At 56.5% G+C, this 22,814-nt stretch carries 9 protein-coding genes and 2 pseudogenes; 5 read left to right on the forward strand and 6 right to left on the reverse strand.

The annotated features are described in order from the left end of the window. Nucleotides 1–750 precede the first annotated feature (750 nt). The 5 genes from nolL to RX330_RS11815 form a co-directional block, all read right to left on the reverse strand. Nucleotides 751–1,872: a nodulation factor fucose acetyltransferase NolL gene (gene nolL, locus RX330_RS11795; protein ID WP_317243123.1), complete on the reverse strand. Its 1,122-nt coding sequence runs from the start codon at nucleotides 1,870–1,872 to the stop codon at nucleotides 751–753. A 551-nt stretch (nucleotides 1,873–2,423) separates the two neighbouring features. After that, nucleotides 2,424–2,696, reverse strand: a complete 273-nt coding sequence (locus RX330_RS11800; RefSeq protein WP_317243124.1) for a hypothetical protein — start codon at nucleotides 2,694–2,696, stop codon at nucleotides 2,424–2,426. A gap of 109 nt (nucleotides 2,697–2,805) precedes the next feature. Beyond that, the gene (ectB, locus tag RX330_RS11805) at nucleotides 2,806–4,059 is read right to left on the reverse strand and encodes a diaminobutyrate--2-oxoglutarate transaminase (protein WP_085399795.1); all 1,254 of its coding nucleotides are present in this window, start codon (nucleotides 4,057–4,059) and stop codon (nucleotides 2,806–2,808) included. A 990-nt stretch (nucleotides 4,060–5,049) separates the two neighbouring features. Then, on the reverse strand, nucleotides 5,050–5,439 hold the full coding sequence (locus tag RX330_RS11810; protein WP_317243125.1) for a response regulator transcription factor: 390 nt from the start codon (nucleotides 5,437–5,439) through the stop codon (nucleotides 5,050–5,052). A 90-nt stretch (nucleotides 5,440–5,529) separates the two neighbouring features. Next, on the reverse strand, nucleotides 5,530–6,213 hold the full coding sequence (locus tag RX330_RS11815; protein WP_085399787.1) for a response regulator transcription factor: 684 nt from the start codon (nucleotides 6,211–6,213) through the stop codon (nucleotides 5,530–5,532). 2,162 nt (nucleotides 6,214–8,375) lie between these two features. On the opposite strand from RX330_RS11815, the gene RX330_RS11820 reads away from it, so the two are divergent. Beyond that, nucleotides 8,376–13,946, forward strand: a complete 5,571-nt coding sequence (locus RX330_RS11820) for an AAA family ATPase (RefSeq protein WP_317243126.1) — start codon at nucleotides 8,376–8,378, stop codon at nucleotides 13,944–13,946. A gap of 356 nt (nucleotides 13,947–14,302) precedes the next feature. Here RX330_RS11820 and RX330_RS11825 read toward each other — a convergent pair. Then, nucleotides 14,303–14,920 (reverse strand): annotated as a pseudogene (locus tag RX330_RS11825) (FMN-binding negative transcriptional regulator). 566 nt (nucleotides 14,921–15,486) lie between these two features. Between RX330_RS11825 and RX330_RS11830 the strand changes: the two are divergent. The 4 genes and pseudogenes from RX330_RS11830 to RX330_RS11845 all read left to right on the forward strand — a co-directional run bounded on the left by RX330_RS11830 (nucleotide 15,487) and on the right by RX330_RS11845 (nucleotide 22,210). Beyond that, a pseudogene (locus RX330_RS11830) lies at nucleotides 15,487–16,199 on the forward strand (IS5 family transposase). Between the two features lie 831 nt (nucleotides 16,200–17,030). Beyond that, entirely contained in the window at nucleotides 17,031–18,278 is a 1,248-nt protein-coding gene (locus tag RX330_RS11835; RefSeq protein WP_317243127.1) for a polysaccharide lyase family 1 protein, read from the forward strand. A 444-nt stretch (nucleotides 18,279–18,722) separates the two neighbouring features. Beyond that, nucleotides 18,723–19,652 carry a TauD/TfdA family dioxygenase gene (locus RX330_RS11840; protein WP_317243128.1) on the forward strand — a complete coding sequence of 310 codons (930 nt, stop codon included), beginning with the start codon at nucleotides 18,723–18,725 and terminating at the stop codon, nucleotides 19,650–19,652. A 1,319-nt stretch (nucleotides 19,653–20,971) separates the two neighbouring features. Then, on the forward strand, nucleotides 20,972–22,210 hold the full coding sequence (locus tag RX330_RS11845; RefSeq protein WP_317243129.1) for a cytochrome P450: 1,239 nt from the start codon (nucleotides 20,972–20,974) through the stop codon (nucleotides 22,208–22,210). Nucleotides 22,211–22,814 lie beyond the last annotated feature (604 nt).

Here is a 22,814-nt window from a genome sequence, read left to right on the forward strand (position 1 = left end):
TTCTCGTGACTTCCCAAACGGTGAGAGGCCGTGCCGCGAAGCGGGTCGGGTTCGTCTCTGCGCCAGATCTCGGGAGACTTGTGCGGCTTTATTTGAGACCTCGTCGAACGGGCGAACCCGCCAAGCCTCTGCACGCTTGCATTTTCGCGGCCTTGCAAAGTACGTATGCAGGCTGTTCTATCGTGCAGCCATTGTCGCATGCATTGGACTAAAGGGTCCAACAACGCGCGGTCGTGCGCCGCATGGTCGTGAATCTAACTCTTCCGATCGAGATCGTCACCGTTTCGAGATGGTGAGGAGCCGACGGGCTCGCGATGAGCAATCGGATCGCCTCATCGAACAAGAACCGCTTGTTGGTTGCCGAGGGCCTGTTGCTTCGGGCAGCTGCGGGTCTAGACGGAGATTCGAAAGACTGGGAGGTCTCGGGTTCAGTACGGCAGTCGAAGAACCATCTTGCTGAGTGTGAATGGATTGCGTTCGATCTGCGTCGAAAACCGGCGGCTAGACGACTGGTACCGCGACGCTAATCTCACGACACTCGACCGTATAGGATGGACGGCAATGGGCTGAGTTCGCCGGTGCCATACAATCCGAGAGCAATACACGCTCGATGGGGTTGCTCTTATGCCGATCATCGCCTCGGCGGCGGCACGCCGTCGCCGCCGGATCTGGGTTCGAAAGCTATTCCAGCCGCGTCACAAGTCGATGCTATCGGTACCCTGCCGTACTCAAACGATCAATTGGATACAGCTAGTTCATTGCAGGTTTGGCTTGCGGGAGACCTGAGCGTGGTGGCATTCCAAGGACGAGCTGAGACAGATATGGAACGCCTCGAACGATCGAGCGGATCGTAAGGGCGATCGCAATGATCGCGGCCCCGAGCACACCCGCGATGATCACCCGGGTCGTGAGATCCCAAAGTTCTCCGAATTGTATGAAATCCATGAGACGGAACACGGTACCCTGGACCAGGTAGAGCAGCAGCGTGGCCTGGCCCAATTCCACAGCGATAAAGCGGGCCATTCGGTTTAAATGGCCAAAGCGCCAGCATTGCCGCAGGAGTTCGATAGCGACTGCTGACGCAGCTGCAGAGCCAACAAACATCAGAAGCACGTCTTTAGTTGACCAAAAGTCGCGAATTACCCCAAGATTATTGTAGATATAGGTGCTCTTGCCCCAAGCTAGAAAGCATACGCAGGTCACTGTTGAAAGAAATACAATCAGGACCGGCTTGTGATGTCGCAATGCACTCGTCCATCGTTCTCTCGATTGAGCAAGCAAGAAGCCGAAGCAGAAGAACGGGTAAGTGAATCTGATCAGCGGTGATATGGAGAATGTCAGAGGCGCGAGCGCGACCAGTATGGCTGAGCCAGTTATGACCCACGATCGGCGGGTGAGCCTGGTAGAAATCTTGATGAGAAGGTAGGAAATAAACGTGGCCCAGATGAACCAATATGTGCCGGCGAGATCGTCTACAAATTCCAAAAGTCCGCTCGTTAGGCTGGTCGCGCGCCCCAACGCCGCTAACTTAGCTGTCTCCATTATCACCCACCAAAATAGCATCGGCAGCAAGAGCTGCTTCGCACGGTCGCTGGCGGCTCGAGTGAACGGCTTTTGAAGCAGCGATCGAGCAGAAAGATATCCGCTTATCGCCATAAAAAGTGGCATGTGAAACATATAGATCGATTTGTAGTACGGCGAATACCAAAACGCGTCGTCTCGGTAGATGATATACTGGATCAGGTGCCCAACAATCACCAAAACAATGAGTGCACCTTTCGCGAAATCTAAACTGAGATCTCGATCGTATGCCTCTGTCCTGCGCGAACTGGGGACGTTCGTTCCAGTCACGGGTCGCAATCTATCAAACATCTAGATATCTGTTGTTGACGAGCCGGCGGCCCGTTGTCCGCTTCTTCTGCCTCATTTTTGATCCAAACGAAAGGCGATGGCGGGAGTTTTTGGAAGAGGAATACGTCAGCTTGTTAGGCCTTCCAAAAACTAGCTGTGGGCCGCGCATGTCTGAATGCCTCGGGGACCTTTGTGGCAAAGACAAGATGTCCAGTTTGAGACACGGCTGTAGCGGCACGGGCGCGGCATACTACTTGCAGACGCGTTTGTGGGAGGAAGACCGTCACGCTCAGTCTCCCACTCGGCCCGACGCATCTCAGACCCGGCAGATGCGTCGGGCTTTGTCGGTTGGCCCAGCATAGTTGACACTTGGTCCGTCACTTTCGCTTGACGTCGAGGTGTTCACGCCAATAGGGGCTTCTGATAGCTGAGACGCGAGCACCCCCAACATTGGCGTTTTGGCAGCGTGCTACGGGCGCACGCCGATAGCGGTGCTCTGCAGTTCTGGAGCAAAAGCCGAGGACCGACCTTTCTGATTGGGAGGCTTGTTCGGTTTCGTGTAACTGACGCCGTCAACCACGCGTGCCTTGACGACTTTCGTCGCGCCATCTCTTAGTCCAGCTTGTGGCTTGGCGTGCATCCGCAAAGGCCTTAGTTGGATCGTACTCGCAGGATGATTGATAGCGAACCAGCTCGACCAGAGTCGCTCGCGATAGCGAGGTTTTATGGTCAAAGAGATGCTGCTCCCACTCAGTGTTGTGGACCAAGAAGGGCAGCAGCCGTTCTTCGCGCATCAGCCGACTCGGCGGATCACAGACAGCCTTGGCCTTGAGCGTCACCTCCATAATCACGGCTTCAGAATTCCTGAACGTTTCGGCGGCAAGAAGGGACTCGCGCCAGTGACTTGTGCGGCGATGCTGTCGCGCGCAACAGTCTCTCTCGTGTGCCTACAAATTAGCTTCCTCGGGCTGAATTCAACGTTTCGGTCAACGACTCCTCGAATATGTCTAGGCCTTGTCCCAACGTGTCTTGGTCGATCGTAAGTGCGGGCAAGAACTTCACAACCTGATCCGTCGGTCCGCATCGCTCGATAATCAAGCCCTTCGCAAACGCTTTACGTGACGTCGCCTCTGCGATCTCTGTCGTTTTGCAATCGAAGCCGCATACCATGCCTCGTCCACGAACAGCAAACTTGTTTCCGTGCTGATGCGCGATAGCATCGAGTCGACGTCGCATAAGTGCGCCCAAGCGTTGGACCTGGTGCGAGAACGTCTGGTTACGCCAATACAGGGTTAAGGCCGCTTTGCCAGAAACGAGTGCAAGATTGTTTCCTCGAAACGTTCCCGTGTGCTCGCCTGGTTCCCATGCGTCGAGCGCTTCTTTGATCAAGAGCATCGACAACGGCAAGCCGTACCCGCTCAGCGATTTCGACATCACAACAATGTCTGGCGACAAAGCAGCGAACTCGAAACTGAAGAACTCGCCTGTACGACCACAGCCCATTTGGATATCGTCAACTATGAAAATAGCTCCGACCTCTTTTGCCAAAGCCTGAATTGACTGCAACCATTCCTTACCGGCGACGTTGATGCCTCCCTCTCCTTGCACGGTTTCGACGAGAATGGCGGCTGGAAGATCAATACCACTGCTCTCGTCCATTAATACCTTTCGCAGGTAATCCGCCGCGGAACCAAGATACCCATCATACGGCATGAAAGTTGTGCCAGTTAAGGGAATGCTGCTGGCTTTGCGGTAAAAGCGGTTACCGCTCGCAGCTATGGCTCCCAAGCTTTGGCCGTGATATCCATTTGTGAAAGAAATGACGTTGTGACGTCCTGTGATCTTACGCGAGAGCTTTAGAGCCGCTTCAACCGCGTTAGCTCCCGTAGGCCCCGTAAATTGAAAGCGGTAGGAAAGATTCCGTTCACGAAGGATGACAGAGCTAAAGGTCTCCATGAATTCGACCTTTGCTGGAGTGGCCATGTCCAAGCCGTGGACGACGCCGTCCGACTCCAGGTACTCGCTGATTGCTGCTTTGATCTCCTGATTGTTGTGACCATAGTTTAGCGCTCCAGCGCCGGACAGAAAGTCAATGACCTTTCGGCCACCCTCTGTGAACATAATCGAGCCGCGCGCCCGACTGAAGACAGCAGGAAAGGAACGTGAATACGACCGCACGTTGGACTCTAGCGTTTCGACGGTCTTCATTCTGCGCTGCCCGTGTATTCCAACCATGTGGTCGTCTCCTCGACAAGAAAATCCGCCCGACGAATAGGCGCGCGGCCAACATCTGCAAGATAGGCAAACGGTGAACGCGCGGTTCCGCGCCTCTCGACGTCCTTGTTGCGCGTAGCGCGTCTGAAAATCAGCTCCAGCGATTTACCTGAGAACCATGCGGAACAAAGCTACTATGTCTAGTAGTGTCGTCCACATCCAGCGAACGCCACTGGCTAAAGTCGTCTTTCGCGGACAGGCTTGCTTAGCCGCGCGCAAAGAAGTTGCGCATGCCGTGCGGTTAGCTTGCGTTACGACAAATTCTGTAAAGGAGAAAGAATGGAATAAATTTTCATCGTGACCCAGAAGGGTCCGATGCGCTCCCGTCGGTAGCAAAGGCATGGCTTGAGATCACATCGACCGGCGGCATTAGAATAGTGTTGCCGCTGCGACGGATGCGTAAGATTCGGGTGCTTCGGCCCGCCGAAGGATGCTGGGACCCAACGGACGAATCTCGCGGTGCAAACTGTGGATCGTTCGGAAGTCCAACATGGCCTGCAGCCTTTTGTAAATGAGGCGATCGTCTTGAAAGGATGCATGATTTGGCCGTGATCGGCGCGTCATGCTCCCCCACACTCCGGCGCCGGACCTCGCTGGAGCACTCGCAAAAGTGTCGGGTGAACCCTTTTCGGCGAGGTCCTGCCTGGCAAGCCGCTGCCGTGGTACTTTCGACCTAGCTCAGCATCGCCGTTGGTGCGCACCTTTGTTAGGTCGCCTCGTCTGATTAGGCGATCATGCCAGAGGCGTTTTTGTCAGGAGCCCCACGCTGCAAGTGCTTCGATGAGATGCCGAAAGCACAACAACAGCGACAGGAATGCGGCAAGATGGAAAGGCGATGGTCGCCACCAGCACGAGGTAAGGACTGGCAGCGGCACATTAGGCGCCCGCGCGGGCGCGGCGTGGTCCAGACTGCTTCCCCATCTTTCACGCATCCGTTCCGCCACGATGCTCGCGCAGCGCTTCATCGAGGCAGGCTATCAACTCCAGACCGGCAAAGGGTTTGGCGAAAAAGCCAATTACGCCGACGCTCAACGCGCGGGCTCGCGTGCGATCATCCGCGAAGGCAGTAATCAAGATGAATGGCGCAGCGTGACCCTGGGCCCGCATCTGTTCCAAAAGTTCAAAGCCGCTCATGGTGGGCATCTGCACGTCTGCAATGACACAGGACGTGTCATTCAATTGAGACGACCGCAAGAAGTCCTCAGCCGATGCAAACGTATGAACGATGTGGCCCTGCGATTTCAGAAGGTTGTTCAGTGCGGCACGAATCGAAGGATCGTCGTCGACAACGGAAACAGTTGAATACCTGGACAAGACAACCCGTTCTAGTTGGGCGAAGGCGGTGGCAGAAGCATGACAGCCAGCTGAAGGGTGCGCGTGTTCGATGAAATTGTAAAATCATACTTAGGTTTGTACCCTGAAACGGTCGGTCCCAATTCCCAGCCTCTCACTCATCCTGATCAAATCGGCTAGCGATCGAGCACCCATCTTCTTCATCACGTGCCCGCGATAGATTTTTACTGTAATCTCGGCGAGCCCGAGTTCCGCGGCTACCTGTTTGTTCAATAGGCCAGCGGCGACCAGTTTCAAGACGTCCTGCTCTCGTGGACTTAGGGCCTCGAACAAGGACTGCAGCCTCCCGACCACCTTGTCTACACCCCGCCTCTTCCGATCCTGTTCGATAGCTGCGACTACGCCATCGAGCAGTTCCTGATCGCGAAACGGCTTGCTGAGAAAATCGATTGCTCCACTCTTCATGGCTTTGACGGTCATCGGAATATCGCCATGAGCGGTGATGAAAATGATGGGAATGTGAATCTTCAGTTTGGCTAACTCACTCTGGAGCTCAAGCCCGCTCGATCCTGGCAGCCTGATGTCAAGCACGAGGCAGCTAGGAACATCAGGAAGCTCGCTCTGGAGCAGTTCCTGGGCCGATCCGTAAGCAACGACATCTAGGCCGATCGAACGAAATAGGTTGACCAGTGATTCCCGCATTGAGAGGTCATCGTCGACGACGAGGACGCTCGGCCTCACCTCCGGCCCTTCGACATTTGCGGCTTCCTTCCGCGGTTCAGAGCGCTTGGTCACGATAAGAGCCTCACTTGTACGATTTACAGTCGAATTATCGCGTCACAACGACCTTTGATTGAGACATGTAGCCTTTTGCGTAGGCTAGTCTTTGAGATTTTCCAGGTGCGTGACTGGTTAGCCATTCGCACCAGCGTTGCCCATTACAGGAAAGTCTAGCAAAAACCGCTCGAGTGGTCGAGAACTGCCTTTCGCGTCTCTCCGCCGTCGCGTTGGACCAGCCCTGCGGCATCGATCAAATCAATGAACAGCCGGTCGAGAAGCACCGAATCCAGGACTTGCAGCGCTCGCTGCAGCGAACGACTCATTTTGCGGCTGAAGGATCAGAATGCCCGGCGCTTTGGTAGTTGAACGCGGGGGCGCGAGCTGAGCGAATTGGCGCGATTGTGCCTGTGCATGCGCCGATCCCGCCGGCGTTGCGATCGGCAACTGGCGTAGACGATCGCACCCGCACTAAGGAAAATAGAAACCAGAACGAGCAGCAGCGGCATCAGCACATGAACTCTTTTTTCCGTCGTCAGAGCGCCTGTGAGTTGCGTCTTTGCGAGCTCGGGGAAAGCACCTTGCATCGCCTTCGTACAACCTGACGCAAGGTGCGATTCAAGTCCTTTCCGTCATCATGTTTGTAGGAAATATGCTCGAACTCGAGCTGCTGCAGGGACGCTCACGTTTGTTCGTCTCGTTGCTTCCTTTACCAGGCTCGCCCCCAAGATCAGGCGGCGTAATCTGAACGGAGAGGCGGGATACACTCCATTCGGTGTCCGGCTGTGGACCAGTGCGGCAAAAGGCAGCTGCATTTGCTCCGCTGCATCAGCCAAGCAACCGCTGATCCAGCGAAGAATCATTCTCCTGAGAATTGGCGGACATCAGAGTTCCGTGTCGGGCAGCCTGGAGATCGGCTCTTTGACCTACATAGGACCGACAAAACCCGGCCCGAGCGGTCAACCTGAAGCTATTGTCAGACCTACCAGCAGCTCATCGATCCGCTAGGCGGGGTCATTAAAGGCGGCCCGACGCACTCCGTCGAGCAGAAAGTGCGTCGGGTTCGCCCCACATCGCCAGTACATCCGTGGTGATGTTGCCACCAATGAAGCAACCAGCGTGGCAAAACTGAGGCTCGCTCACCAACGTAGAGTAGGTCGTGACTTCCTGCGAATTCGTACCGGTCAGGAAGGGCTTGAATCGTTCGTAGCATCACGTTGTATGATGCCGGTGTAGATCTATCGAATTGGCAAAGTCCGATCTGGTTGGCAAAGACTTGGATAAATGTTGTCGCAGTGCGCGTGGCGAGAAGAAGACGTTCCGCTGTTCTTCATTTAATTGCCTTTTCCTTCACCGGTTTTGGGGTAGCTTACGCCTCGCTTGAACAGCGGTTTAACCAGCATGAACTTTCTCAGATCTATCGAAATCGCCTGGCCGGCAATCGCCCTCCTGAGAACCGAAGCGAGCGGCATTCCGATCGGTGAGAGCCTGTACGGACGCTTTGTGAGCATCAGGAGTGCCTTTGTCGCGGGTCAGTTGCTTGAGCAATGGGAGCAGGAATGAAGAGGATAGTTTTGGCGCGGTTTCGTTCACAGTGGCTCGCAGATCTGCCCTTGATGCTGTGGTTCGGAGTCGATGACTGCGTGGCGCCTTCCAACAACGGAGCCAGGAGTGAATGTCGATCTCGAAAGCAGCACCGCGCATGTCGGCGGATTTCTAGCCTGAGCGCTGTTGCGGCGCTCAGGCCGATGCAGCCGTCAGAAGCCGGCGTCCAATGGCCTCGCGCGTTGCGCCGATCATGGGCAAACCGATCAGCGTTCACATGTCATTGCCTGCTTGAGCGGTAGCAGCGACCTGGGGCCCTGCTGCAGGTCGGGCAGTGCGCCGCTGGCGGTCGGGTAACGGCTACGAGCCGTTCCATAAAAAGGGAAACTCGCCTCTACACTGCGCCAGTCGGGAGCGCCCGCCGCCGATGCTGTGCAGGCCCGGCCTGCGCGCCGGATTGGGCTGGATTGACACGATCGGGCTGCCAGGTATTGGGTGGTGTAAGTTGCATCTTGTTTGCAGCGGTCCAGTCTTTGGCGGCCTTGATCGGTACTCGCGCCCTTTGCGAAGTCCCTTCACAAGCTCGCCCCATATATGTCAGATTTTGGCTCAATCCTTATTGACTGGGCGGGCAAATGCCGCGGGACCCCCTCAGCCGAACTCTGTTCGGTTCAAATGTCGACAGTGACATCCAGGACATCCAGCCCCTATGGGAGGACGGTGATCGCGCGTTCTGCCGTGCGTGCCGTCGGCAAACCCACGGCAGCAGCGCTGTCGTGCTTATTGTGCGGCCCACCGCAGAACACCCAGCGACGCTTGACCGCCTCGCCCACGAGTGTGAGCTGAGGGAGGAGCTAGACGAGGCATGGGCGGTGCGGCCGTTGGAACTTATTCGGGAAGCTGGTCGGACTATGCTTGTCCTGGAGGATCCATGCGGCGAGCCACTGCTAAATTTACTCGGGATCCGTATGGAGCCCAAGCCGTTCCTGCGCCTCGCTGTTGGTATCACGAGGGCCGTGGGCAAGCTTCACCGGAGCGGCTTGGTCCATAAGGACCTGAAACCCGCTCACATTCTGGTCAATTGTCCTGACGAACAGGTGCGACTCACTGGGTTTGGTCTGGCTTCCCGTCTTTCCCGCGAGCGCGTGCCGCCTGGGCCTGCCGAGTTCATCGCGGGCTCGCTGCCCTACATGGCGCCCGAACAGACCGGACGCATGAATCGCTCCGTCGACTGTCGCAGTGATCTCTATTCACTTGGCGTGACATTCTATCAGATGCTGACCGGCGCGCTGCCGTTCACCGGCTCAGATCCCTTGGAGTGGATCCATTGTCATATTGCAAGAAAAGCAACACCGCCTGTCGAGAAATCGCAAAACCTCCCGGAGCCAATCTCTCAGATTGTGATGAAACTCCTCGCGAAGACCGCCGAGGAACGCTACCAGACTGCCGCTGGCCTTGAGCACGATCTGCAACACTGTCTGGCAGCATGGGCCAACCACGGTCGCATCGACACATTTGAGCTCGGCGCAGACGACACACCTGATCGGCTGCTCATCCCCGAGAAGCTCTATGGCAGAGCCCGCGAGATCGACACCTTGCTTGGCTCTTTCGATCGCGCGGTGAAGAGCGGCGCGCCGAGGTTGGTGCTGGTTGCCGGCTACTCCGGCATAGGTAAGTCCTCGCTTGTCCAGGAGCTACACAAAGTACTCGTGCCCTCGCGCGGGCTGTTGGCATCAGGCAAATTCGACCAACTGAAGCGCGATGTTCCCTATGCGACACTGGTGCAGACCTTTCAGAGTCTTGTGCGTCCTCTTCTCAGCAAAAGTGAGGGCGAACTCGCGACTTGGCGGCAGGCGCTCCGGGCGGCGCTCGGCGCGAATGGACGGCTGATGATCGACTTGATCCCCGATCTCAGCCTGATCATTGGCGAGCAGCCCGCGCCTGCTGAGCTTCCAGCCCGGCAAGCGCAAAATCGCTTCCAGCTCGTGCTTCGCCGCTTTATCGGTGCTTTCGCCCGGCGAACCCATCCATTGGTGCTCTTCCTCGACGATTTGCAGTGGCACGATGCCGCAACGCTCGACCTGATCGAGGATCTTCTGACTCAGTCGGACCTGCACCTGCTGCTAATTGGAGCTTACCGCAGCAACGAAGTTGATGCAGGCCATTCACTCAAACGCAAGCTCGAGTCCATCAGGAGAGCCGACGTAAATCTAGAGAAGATCACGCTGTCGCCGCTCACTGCAGACGATGTCGCGCAGTTGGTCGCGGATACCCTTCGCTGCGGACCAAAACGCGCTGCCCCGCTTGCAAAGCTGGTGCATCAGAAGACGATGGGCAATCCGTTCTTCGCCATTCAATTTTTGTCTGAACTGGCCGAAGAGCAGCTGTTGACGTTCGATCACGAGTCGGCGCGCTGGCGTTGGGATCTCAAGCGCATTCACGCAAAAGCGTACACCGAGAACGTCGTCGATCTGATGCTCGGCAAGCTCATCCGGCTGCCCGAAGAGACGCAGGACGCGCTGCAACAGCTGGCCTGTTTCGGCAACATGGCCGAGACGGCAGAGCTTGCGATCGTGCTCGAAACGTCACAGGGACAGGTGCATGCGAGGCTATGGCCGGCGATCCAGCAGGAACTGGTCTCGCGCCAGGGAACAGTGTACCGCTTTGTACACGATCGCGTTCAAGAGGCGGCTTACTTGCTGGTGCCGGAATCCTCGCGCGCTCCTGCTCATTTGCGGATCGGTCGGATGCTTGCGGCACATGTCCCTGCGCACAAACGTGAAGAGGCTATCTTCGATATTGTCAGTCAACTCAATCGAGGTGTCGCGCTAATCGCTTCCGGTCAGGAGCGAGAGCAGCTCGCGGAGTTAAATTTAATCGCAGGGCAGCGTGCCAGGGCGTCGGCGGCCTACGCCTCGGCACTGACATATTTCACCGTCGGTGCTACGCTGCTCGCGCGGGATTCGTGGCAAAGGCGCCAGGAACTTGCATTCGCACTGGAAACCAGTCGGGCCGAATGTGAATTCTTGGTAGGCCGGCTGGACATTGCAGAGAGCCTCCTCTCCGCGCTGTGGAAGCGCGCTTTGAATGCGCCCCAACGATCAACGGTCGCATGTTTGCGGGTCGATCTTTACTTGACGCTCGGTCAGCACGGCCGGGCAGTGGCCATAGGTCTCGAATATCTTCACGACGTCGGGATCGAGTGGTCGCCGCATCCGAAGGACGAGGAGACACTAGTCGAATATCAGCGGATGTGGTCACAGCTGCCGGACGCGATCGAGGATCTTGCTGGTTTGCCTGGAATGACAGACCAGACCTCGCTTGCCACGCTGGCCGTCTTGACGCGGATTCTTCCGGCCGCTGGATTCACGGACGTGAATTTATCCGCTCTGGTCATCTGCAGAGCCGTCAGCATCAGCCTCGAATACGGCAACACTGATGCTTCTTGCACTCACTACGCATGGCTGGGCCGAATCTCGGCCGGCCGCTTCGGTGACTACCAAGCGGCAGATAAGTTTGGTCGTCTTGCGTGCGATCTGGTTGATCGCGTTGAGTTCTCTCGTTTTCGGGCTCCGGTCTATTTGGCCGTCGGAGGCAACGTGATCCCGTGGACGAAGCCCCTAAGGGACGGACGAGTTTTGATCCGGCGAGCGCTCGAAGCTGCGGTCAGCATCGGCGATGTCATCTATGAGGCGTACAGCTTGCTTCATCTAACCTCAAATATGATGATGGCGGGAGATCCCCTGAAAGAGGTGCAGAACGAGATAGAGAAAAGCCTTGCTACGATACTGAACAGAAAGGTCAAGTTTGCTGCTGATGCCATGACTGCACAGCTCGCAATTATTAGAACCATGCGCGGCCTCACGCGCTCATTCGGTACCTTCGATGATCAGCAGTTTGACGAGCTGGACATCGAGCGATCATTTGAACGCAGTCCGGAGCTATCACCGAGCGAAACCGTCTACTGGATCCGCAAACTTCAGGCGCGGTTTCTGGCCGGCGATTATCCTGCAGCTATTGGTGCTCGCTCGAAGGCAGAGCCCGGATTGTGGACCATCCCGACAGAGTTCTTGATCGCGGAGTTTCACTTCTATGGTGCGCTATCTCACTCGTGTTATTGCGACAAGCTAGGTGAAAGCGAACGACAGCAACATCGAGGTATCATTGATGCCCATCACAGACAGCTGCAGATATGGGCCACGAATTGCCCCGAAAACTTTGACAATCGGGCATCCTTGGTCGGGGCTGAAATTGCGAGGCTGGAATGCCGGGATGTAGATGCAATGCGACTGTACGAACGCTCAATCCAGACCGCAGGACGTAACGGTTTCTCCCACCACGAGGGGATCGCTTGTGAACTTGCAGCGCGCTTTTATGCTACACGCGGTTTTGACAGGATCTCCCGGGTTTACCTGCAGGACGCGCGGCGCGGCTACCTTCGCTGGGGAGCAGATGGTAAGGTGCGTCAACTCGACGAGCTGAATCCCCATCTCAGCCATGAGGAGACCACTCTTGCCGTGAATGGCATGAGGATCGGAGCTCCGGTTGAGCACCTTGATCTGGCGACGGTGACAAAAGTGTCGCAGGCGATTTCCGGCGAGATTGTGCTTCAAAAACTAATCGACACGCTTATGCGGACTGCCATTGAGCAGGCCGGCGCCGAACGAGGATTGTTGATTCTGCTGGATGGAGGCGAGCCACGGATCGAGGCGGAAGCCACAACGGTAGCGGATGCGCTGCTTGTAAAGGTGGATGAACAGCCCGTGACTCCGACGGCTCTTCCCGAGTCCGTGCTGCATTTCGTCCTACGTGTCCGCGAAAACGTCATTCTCGAAGATGCTGCCGCTCAGCCTTCATTTGCGGAAGATCCGTATATCCGCGAGCGCAAAGCGCGTTCTATTCTTTGCCTGCCACTGATCACGCAGGGCAAGCTGATCGGCATACTTTATCTGGAGAATAATCTCGCCCCGCGCATATTCTCGGCTGCCCGCAACTCCGTGCTGAAAATGCTTGCCTCTCAAGCTGCAACAGCGCTGGAAAACAGCCGATTGTACAGCGAAGTGCAGCAACGGGAGGCGAAAATCCGGCGCTTGCTCGACGCTAACATCATCGGAATCTTTATCATCCGCAAAGGGGGCGATATCATCGAGGCAAATCAAGCCTTCCTCACGATGGTTGGATACGACCAAGGGGATCTTCTCGCAGGGCGAGTGAACGGTCTCGACCTGACTCCTCCAGAATGGCACGAGCGCACAATGGATGCTCGGACAGAAGCAAAAAGGACCGGAGCTGTTCAGCAGTTCGAGAAAGAGTATATTCGGAAGGATGGCAGCCGCGTGCCGGTGCTAATTGGCCTCGCCGTATTCGATGAGCGACAGGACCACGGTGTTGGCTTCGTCCTCGACCTGACAGAGCGAAAGAGAGTGGAAGCGGAAGCCCGTGAAAGCGAACGACGTTATCGCGAAACTCTGATGGGCCTTGCACACGCCAATCGGATCACGACAATGGGACAGCTGGCCGCCTCGATCGCCCATGAGGTCAACCAGCCGATTGCGGCGATCAGCAGCAATGCGGGGGCAGGGCTAAATTGGCTCGGTGCTCAACCGCCAAATCTGGAAGAAGTGCGGCAGACCTTCGGTTTGATTGTCCGTGACAGTATGCGCGCGGGGAACGTGATCCGTCGGATCCGCGCTCTTATGAATAAGGCTCCGATGCAAACGGAGCTTCTTGCAATTGACGAAGTGATCTTAGAGGTGCTGGCCCTAGTTCGCGCGGAACTCGCAAAAAATGATGTGTGGGTGCGAACCCGACGGTCTGAGGCTCTGCCGTTTGTTCGAGCAGATCGCGTTCAGGTCCGGCAGGTGATTCTCAATTTGATCACGAACGCCATTGAAGCCATGAGCGAGATCAAGGAAGGCGACCGCGAACTACTGATCACTGCGCGGACAGATGGCGCGAATAACGTATTGGTCAGTTTTCGGGATACGGGTCCAGGACTCGATCCAAACAGCGCAGACCGCGTGTTCGAAGCGTTTTACACCACCAAATCCGAAGGCATGGGCATGGGGCTGGCCATTTGCCATTCTATTATTGAGGCGCACGGGGGCCGGATGTGGGCGGGCGCCAATGATCCTCGCGGGGCGGTCTTTCAGTTCAGCATGCCCGTTGCGCCGGAGGGCGTGAATCGGGCGGAACAGGTCTCTTGAACGTCTGAGGCTCGATTTCGATGTCGAGCAGGGGTGCTCCGGGAGCCCCGATCATCGTGACAGAAGCGAGCGGCGTGACCTTTGGGCATTTGAGACATTCGCTTCTTGCTGCCCGTCGGGGAGTGTTCGAGCGACCGACAGATTGTCGCGAATTGTCAGAACACTCCGAATCTGACCGCAGCGGTCAGATTCAAGACGCTCGAGGGCTCTTTGCAAATCTCTTGAGCCTTGCAGGGCGTCAAGCGGAATCGGACGAAAGCAGCAGAAGGAGTGTTCGCGAGAATGACGGCAATCGCCGAGGAAATGGAGGAAATCTTGGTGATACGGGGGCGTTTACAATACGTCGTGCGGGTTGGTCATCCTTTCGGAATGAGGTGAGCCACGCGACGGGATTCGTCACGGTCGCTCTTCGGCAAGCCCTCAATGACGCCGGCGCGATCCGCCGCGTTGCGTTCTGGCTCATCTTCCGCGTGCCGTCGAGCCGTGTAATTTGCATTCGCAGACCGACAATCCCCTTAAGCTCCGCTTTAATGAAATCGGCAGGGGCGTCCGAGACGGCCCAGCGGTCTTTGCCCGAGCGCTCATGCGCATCGGTCACTCGCGTGACCACCTCCAGCAGCCGATCGGCATCATCGAAGAATTCGACCGGCCCGTAGGCACAGCGACATAGTTCCACGTCGGTACGGCCTCGCCTCTCTCGTGCTTGGTCACGTACCAGGAGGGGCTGATGTAGGCCTGCGGCCCAGCGAAAATGGCCATCGCCTCGCCAGTCGGTGCCAGCTTCCACTGCGGATTCGCGCGCCACGTGCGCGTAAATCGTGCCCATGGAGCCTTTCGCTCTCGTCGAGTACTACGGGCAGCATCGTTCCAACCAGCCCTTCGGGAGTGGCGGTGATCAGTGTCGCCGAGCGTGCCTGGCGCATCGTCCGATCAAGGTCGGCGATATCGACAACTTGGAAGGGCGCCGTATACATCGGCGAGGCTCCCCGGCAGCCCGACGGAAGGCCGGGCGACACATGATTTGAACTGGAGTACGCCTCATGCTGGATCACAGAAACAGCCAGTTTTGGTGGGTAGTGTCATTCTTCCGCGCGCGCGAGCCCCCTGGGGACAGCTAACCTATGGTGCGTCAGGGGGCAGATCGAAGACCGGGTTTTGCGAGCTGGCCAGCCGTTGCCTTCCACGCGGCGCTTGCAGACGAATTCGGCTTTTCGCGGCGATGACTGCAGCACATGAGCAGCTTCACCTCAGGGCTATGAGTGGACGACCAAAATTGCGGCTGGGTCCTGCCGTATCACCTCGCGCCGCGACTTGCAGGTTGGTGGTGACTGGCTGTGCTAGATCCGCCCCCGGACTGGAGGGACATGCCGGTCATGAAATCCATAGGAGGCATCTCGCGTGTGTGTCCGGCACGCGATAGATGGGGCCAATCTAGGGTCTGTTGAGAATCGGGATTCACAAATTGGAACGTCCATGATTCAAGCTCCGAAAGGAGTTTTGAATGCACCGATTCGTTTTGACGGATGCCCAATGGACGAAGATGGAGCCGCTTTGTTTGGGCAAGCCGACCGATCCTGGCCGCACAGGGGGCGACAATCGTTTGTTTCTTGAGGCTGTGCTTTGGATCGCGCGCACGGGCAGCCCATGGAGAGATCTGCCGCCGACGTTCGGCAACTGGAATACGGTGTTCAAGCGCTATCGCGATTGGGTGAAGGCCGGCGCTTTCAAGCGGATTTTCGATGTTGTATCGGATGATCCGGACATGGAGTTCGCCATGGTCGATGCGACAATCGTCAAAGTTCACCGCCACGCGCAGGGAGCAAAAGGGGGACCAAAAATCAGGCGATCGGCAAGTCGAAGGGCGGCTGGACCACCAAAATCCTCGCGCTGACCGACGCGCTCGGGAATCTGGTGCGGTTCATCCTGCTCCCTGGCCACCGCTTCGACACCGTCGGTGTCGCGCCCCTGATCAAGGATATCGAATTCGGCGGCTTGATCGCCGACAAGGCTTTTGATTCCAACTGGATCATCGAAGACCTGAACGAACGCAGGGCGAAGATCGTCATCTCGCAGCATCCCAGGCGCGCCAAGCCTCTCGACATCGACAAGGACATTTACAAATGGCGCCACCTGATCGAGAATTTCTTCGGCAAGCTGAAGGAATTCAAACGCATCGCAATGCGATGCGACAAGACAGACGGCCGTTTCGAGGCAATGATCTACCTCGCTACCGCCGTCATCCATTCCAGATGAATCTCAACAGACCCTAGCCCATCTATATCACATAAGAAGGGGCCTGACATCCGACGCGCAATCCAGGAACTCGAGGATCCCAGCCGCCCCATCTATCTGTTTCCCGCGCGATGCGAACTAGCATGCACAACGCGTTCCGGTGCCGGTCGAAAATGCCGAAGAGCCGAAGCGCCTCCCGCCGGTTCAGCGAAACTTCACGAGTGACGGCCCATTCGCCCAGGCCAACGTGTTGCAGCCTTCTGTATTCTGGAATTGCCAAGCTTATCTCGATCAAACGGTCGTTCTCGAGGAGGTTAGAGCTTTTCGGCATCTCACACGGTCTTTCGCCCAGGATATTTCGAATCTTCATGTCAGGCGGGATCTGTGTTGAACTGCGGGAAAATCGTTTCCGAATGGCTGCCGGTTCGCCTAATCAATCCATCTCGCCGGCACCAGGACAGTGCTCGATCTGAGATATCTCTGGGGCGCGATGCGTGGACTTTGTCGCTCTGTATCAACGTCCGATCGGTCGTCGCATCCTGTTGAGCTGTCGACGGCGCGTCACGGTGAACCGCGGGAGTCCTGCCTTCATTCTGTCGGGGCTCTCGAAGCATCGACCGCTGCTTTCATCGGCTGTGGTTGTTCAATGGCTACCCGGATCCATTGCAGCTGATACGAAGCCTGCGGCCGCACACTTCGGCTGTTGTGTAGCATGGCTCCGATATTCCGATCCTGCCTTATTGAGGACGATCTGATGGCGTTAACGCCGCATGCTGATGGCCTATTCCAGTTCAGCATTTGAGTTCGATTTTCCGGGTAACAGAGAGAGAGCATGTGCCTATGAAGGACACGATGAAGCACATCAAGCGCTTGTTGCGCGTGCTCGGCGGACTTGCTGTCGTCCTCGGCGTCTCTTCCGTGCTCGGATCGAACAATGTGCGATTGGAAGCCCTCAAAGGCTTTGGCGTTGGAGCGACGGGCGGCCTTGGAGGCGAGGTAGTTCAGGTCAGATCAACCAAAGATCTGAACTATGAGCTGTGTCGTTCCTACAGCTTCGGCTACTGCAATGACAATAGTCCGCGCGAGATCCAGGTAATAGGAACCATAGACTTTACTGGTACGGAAGGGCGAGGCGAGGGGCAGGGTTGCCAATATGGCCGTGCTTGTCCGGCACCTTACAAGCGTGAATCCCTTCTCCTTATGGATGGCAACGACGCGCATTGCGATGGCAAGGAGAAGACGTTGATCGGCTTCGACAGGGCCGGCAAGCGTCCGCTGGAAATTGGCTCAAACAAGACAGTGATCGGCGTTGGCCCGCGTGCTACAATCAAAGGAAAGGGGCTGCGCCTGAATGGGGTCAGCAACGTCGTTATTCGCAACCTGACCATCAGTGATATCAATAACGGCGTGATATTTGCCGGCGATGCTATTGCAATTGCACGAGCCGACTTGGTTTGGATCGACCACAACCGATTTCATAATACCGGGCGGCAGATGATTGCCGGCGGCTTTGGCCCTACGACGAATATTACGATTTCCTGGAACGACTTCGATGGCAGCGATACCTATTCCTCGTATTGCAACGGGGAGCACTATTGGAATCTCCTGTTTCTTGGTGTCCCGCAGACGATCACCATCGCAAATAACTATTTCCATGAGATCTCGGGGCGGGCGCCGCACATCGACGGGGCGCAGGCCATTATTCATCTCGTCAACAATTACTTCCACAACACGAATGCGCAACAAAGCGGCGGATTCTTCCATGCGGTGGATGCTGGATCATCTGTGCAAGCACTGATCGAGGGTAATTACTTTGACAACATTGAAACACCTGTAACGACTGGTAGTGGACATATCTTTGGCTTCTTAGGCAAATCCAGCGCGACCGTGCAGGACTTCTGCCTTACCATGCTCGGACGTCGGTGCATCGAGAACATCGCGAGCCCAGTGCCGCGGATCAATGGCTTTCGCCTAGATGAAACCGTAATTCGGTCGTTTGGAGCTCTTCCAAGATCATCTATTCCTCTTCCATTTCGAGCGGATGATGTTCCGGCCGTGATCACGGCCGGCACAGGTCCCGGACACCTTGAGAGCCGGTGATGGCTCGTTCGCAGACGCGGCTCGAGACTTGGCCGATTGCCGCAAACAGTTGAGCGGAAGGCGCATACTGGACGAGAACGGCACGCACGGCTGGCTGCCCGACGTTGCACGAGGACCGTATGGCCTTTCTCCTCGTGTGCCGAGCAGTACAATTCCTGTCGATTATGCGCCCTATGCCTTTTCCCCGCCGACCCAGGCGCTCGTCTCAAATTTTTACGTCCGGTTTTTGGCGGGTTCGGGTGGAAAGAGGAGGGGAGGCGGCATCGAGTTCCTGGCAACTGTTCGAATTATCATCCGATCAGCTACCTGACGGACCTTCACTGCTCCGTTTTCCGACTGGCATGGTGCTTGCTCGAGAGTACCCGTAGCGCGAGGTTCGCCTTCGAAACCGAGTGACCCTAACCCTTATTGTTGAAGAATCCGCAAAGCTTGGAAGAGTTCGCAATGAAAGAAACGGCTTCGACCGATAGTGTCATTCCAACGACCGACGTCGTCAAGCGCGCAGCGCGCATCGGTGTTGAAATCAGAAATATCAAGCTCTCGGGTGATTTACCGAGCCGAACCATCGCTGCGATCAACAGCTTGCTGCTCGAACACAAGGTGATTTTCTTCCGTGATCAGGGGCATCTTGATGACGCGGAGCAGGAACGCTTTGCTGCTTGTTTGGGAAGGCTGGTGCCGCATCCGACGCTCGGTACCATCAATGGAACGACCTCGATCATCGAGCTTGATTCCGCGCGCGGAGGTAGTCGGGCTGATGTATGGCACGCCGATGGAACGTTTCTCGCGGCCTATCCCAAACTTGCGGTGCTGCGAGCCCTTGTAATTCCATCGTCCGGTGGCGATACGATTTGGTCGAACGCCGTGGCCGCCTATCTGGATCTGCCGCGGCCGCTCCAACGGCTTGCCGACGAACTCTGGGCCGTTCACAGCAACGCCTTCGACTACGCCGGGACCTGCCGTGTTCGCGAAATCGACCAGAAGCATTTTGATGAGGTCTTTACCAAAACAATCTATGAGACCGAGCATCCGGTGGTCCGTGTACATCCCGAGACCGGCGAGCGCGCGTTGGTGCTCGGCGATGTGGTGCAAAGGTTTATTGATATCCCAAAGCGCGACGGTCAGAGGCTGTTCGATCTATTCCAGTCCCATATCACGGCGCCCGAAAACACCGTGCGCTGGAGCTGGAAAGAAGGCGATGTCGCGATTTGGGATAACCGCGCAACGCAGCATTATGCGGTCAACGATTACGGTGACCGGCATCGCGTCGTTCATCGTGCCACAATCGATGGAGACGCGCCCGTCAGCGTCGACGGCCGATGCAGTGTAACGCGCCTCAAGACGACGAAGCACCCCTCCACGAAGGCTGCCTAGCATGGCTCGGCGAACTTACCGGTAATGCACGGCTCTTATCGCATGTTCGCGCGAATAGACTGTTTGCGAAGAGAAGTTCACCGAGCAGAACGCCACGCGCAACTGCATGGGAGGGGCGAACGCGCCGCAGACTCGGGAGGCGACCCTCCTTGCTGAAGTGAGATGCTGAAAGCTCATCTCGACCCATCAGAAAATGATTCAGCGCCGAGTGGTGCAGGTCATCCGGCCGCGGCCGGTTGTTTGCCGCGGAAGGGGAGTATGTTTCCGCCGACCTTGCGCACCGCCTTTCGGCCAGCGCCACAGCCGTCAGACAGAAATAGCGCGATTGCCGTAGTTGGTTAGGCTTGGCATCTGTGTCGCGGTTCCGCTTACCACGCCTCTGCGCGAGGCGAACTAAGCTCCGAGGGCACGGTTTGAGCGCTGTCATGGCAGAGTACGAGCTTGGAAGCGAGCCTGACGAGCAGCGCGAGCAGGCATCGAAAGCAATTTCGCTGGCGCAAGATCAGCACTCGATTTGAACAAATGAGCATCGGAGATCATTCCGCGGCCGAGGGTATAGGTCTTGCGCAATATGACGTCGGCCTATCGGTCGTAGACGAAGCAGAAGGCTTTAGCCTACCATTCCCCACACATGCTACCTTGGACACCAGGGCTCAATTTACGTGATACCCGGGCTTCGCGCCAGGAGCACAGCCGATACCAAAATTCCCGCGATAAATTGGCCCAAGCCACTCCAATGCCAGCTGCGACCTTGGGTTAGTTTACCCTTCGTCCGGCTCGCGCACCACCGCCGGTTTGGTCTCGTGTTCCTGTTTCTCCTCCTCCTGTTGATTCATTCTACGAACGCCCGCATCGCATGCAGAAGGAAAAACGAGTGCTCGGCGGACCGCGATCTCTTCTTAGTCCCTACTGTGATAAGGGTTCCATCTGCTCGCGCAATGTAAGTAGTCGAGTGGCAACGGGGCCTGCCTGCTCGAGAAAATGAGGATAAGCGGCTGGGTGCCATCGCGAGTACTTGCGTCTGTTACCGCAAAAAGTGAGTTCGCGCGCCTCCCAATCCTGATAGGGGAGCTTCGCTCGTGTTTCCGTTATTCTACATCGACAGCGGCCGAGGCAAGTTCCTCCTCACTTCGCCGGTAAGATGATTTCCGATTTCTGACGATCGTACGAGCTCTCGCGAGCCCGAGCCATGGACATGCGTCACACATTGTCACTGTACGGTCCAAGCTCGTTGTCTTTCGACCAAGCTTGCATGCGAACTCTAAACAGCGCACCCAGCCGAGCAACCAAAATTGCAGGCCAATGTCCGCGAGACAACCATGATAGCATTATCGGCAGAGAACGCCTGCGAGAGGGCTGATACCCCGCTGAGCCGCCTTGATGTAAGCGAGCCCAAGCGCTTTAAGGATGATACCGTTTGGCCTTGTTTCGAGCGCCTGCGAAGGGAAGATCCCGTCCATTATTGCGAAGACAGCCCATACGGACCATATTGGTCGATAACAAAATACCGCGACATCATAGCCGTGGACTCAAATCACACAATATTCTCATCAGAGCGAAGCGTCACAATTGTCGACCCGCCGGAGGAGTATTGGACCCCCAGTTTCATCAAAATGAGTCCTCCTGTCCATGCTCAGCAGCGTAAGACTATCAGTCCGATAGCGGCATCGGAGAATCTGGCGAATCTTGAAGGCTTGATTCGCTCGCGGGTTCAGAAGATCTTGGACGGTTTGCCGCGCAATGATACCTTCAACTGGGTCGACAAAGTCTCGATCGAGTTGACGACTCAAATGCTGGCCACGCTGTTCGATTTTCCATTTCAGGATCGACGGCTGCTGACCTACTGGTCGGACGCAGCCGCCTTGACTCCCCAAATGGGCCACCAGATCGACAGCTGGGAAAAGCGAAAGGTGGTGCTGTCGGAGTGCCTTGACTATTTCACACGGCTTTGGAGCGAACGGGTGAATTCCGAGCCGCGCGCTGACCTGATCTCGATGATGGCGCATTCACCGGCGACCCGAAACATGGAGCCACGCGAGTTCCTGGGCAACCTCATTCTGCTGATTGTTGGAGGTAACGATACTACGCGCAACTCAATTACCGGTGGCGTCTTGTTCATGAGCCAAAATCCATCCGAACTGCGAAAACTCCGCGATGATGCTTCGCTGGTGCCCGGGGCGGTATCCGAGATTATACGATACCAAACGCCTATCGCGCACATGCGCCGGACCGCTGTGGACGATTTCACGATAGGCCACAAGCAAATCAGGCGAGGCGATAAAGTTGTGATGTGGTATATCTCTGGCAACCGAGACGACGAGGTCATTGCGAGCCCCAACAGCTTCATCATTGATCGAGAAAATGTACGACAACATCTCTCATTTGGATTTGGGATTCATCGTTGCGTGGGTAGGCATCTCGCAGAGCTGCAGCTGAAAATCCTGTGGGAGGAGATGCTGAAACGATCTCTGGAGGTAAAGGTGGTCGGGGAACCGGAGCGAGTTGAATCTAATTTTGTGCACGGTTATTCCGCGCTGCCGGTGCAAATTCCAGGTTAGTCTCGGTTGCGAGCGACATTCAACACTGGTCGTGCAGAACCGGCGGTTAGGATCACGGCCTGGTGGAGACCAGTTGTCTGGGTAAATTCACCGGCGTTGCGTTGAGGGCTTGTGGTTTTTTCGAAGAGTGCGGACAGGGCCACAGCGTCGTTATCCGGTCGAAGACCCTGGCCGGCCGTTCCGATACGTCACGCCGCCGATTGTCGCATCGTTGTTACTGGAGAGCTTGGCGCCGCGCGCAGCACGAGCTCGGGAAATTGGGCCGACGATGTTCTTGGCCCGTTTAATATTCTTGCGGTCACTTGCGCTGGCGTCGCACTGACGAGCTGTTCGTACACGAGAGGATATGTCGCGCCCTCGGTGTTGATCAGAAAGACCCGTCAATTGGGTCCAAGACCAATCTTGCCACCAAGGTCGGGTCAGAAGCAGCCTGCAGTACGGCTGCGAGGCCAACACCACCACTTTCGCCTGCAACTACAGCGATAGCTAGCCCTCGGATTTGCCAGACGTTTCATCACGCTGATTGCGTCCTCGTCGTCGACAGTCATCAAAACATTCGCTGTGCGCGAAAGGATGCTCCAAGCGACGAGCGAAGGCTCGTAGC

The organism is Bradyrhizobium sp. NDS-1, assembly GCF_032918005.1.
Lineage (GTDB): Bacteria > Pseudomonadota > Alphaproteobacteria > Rhizobiales > Xanthobacteraceae > Bradyrhizobium > Bradyrhizobium tunisiense.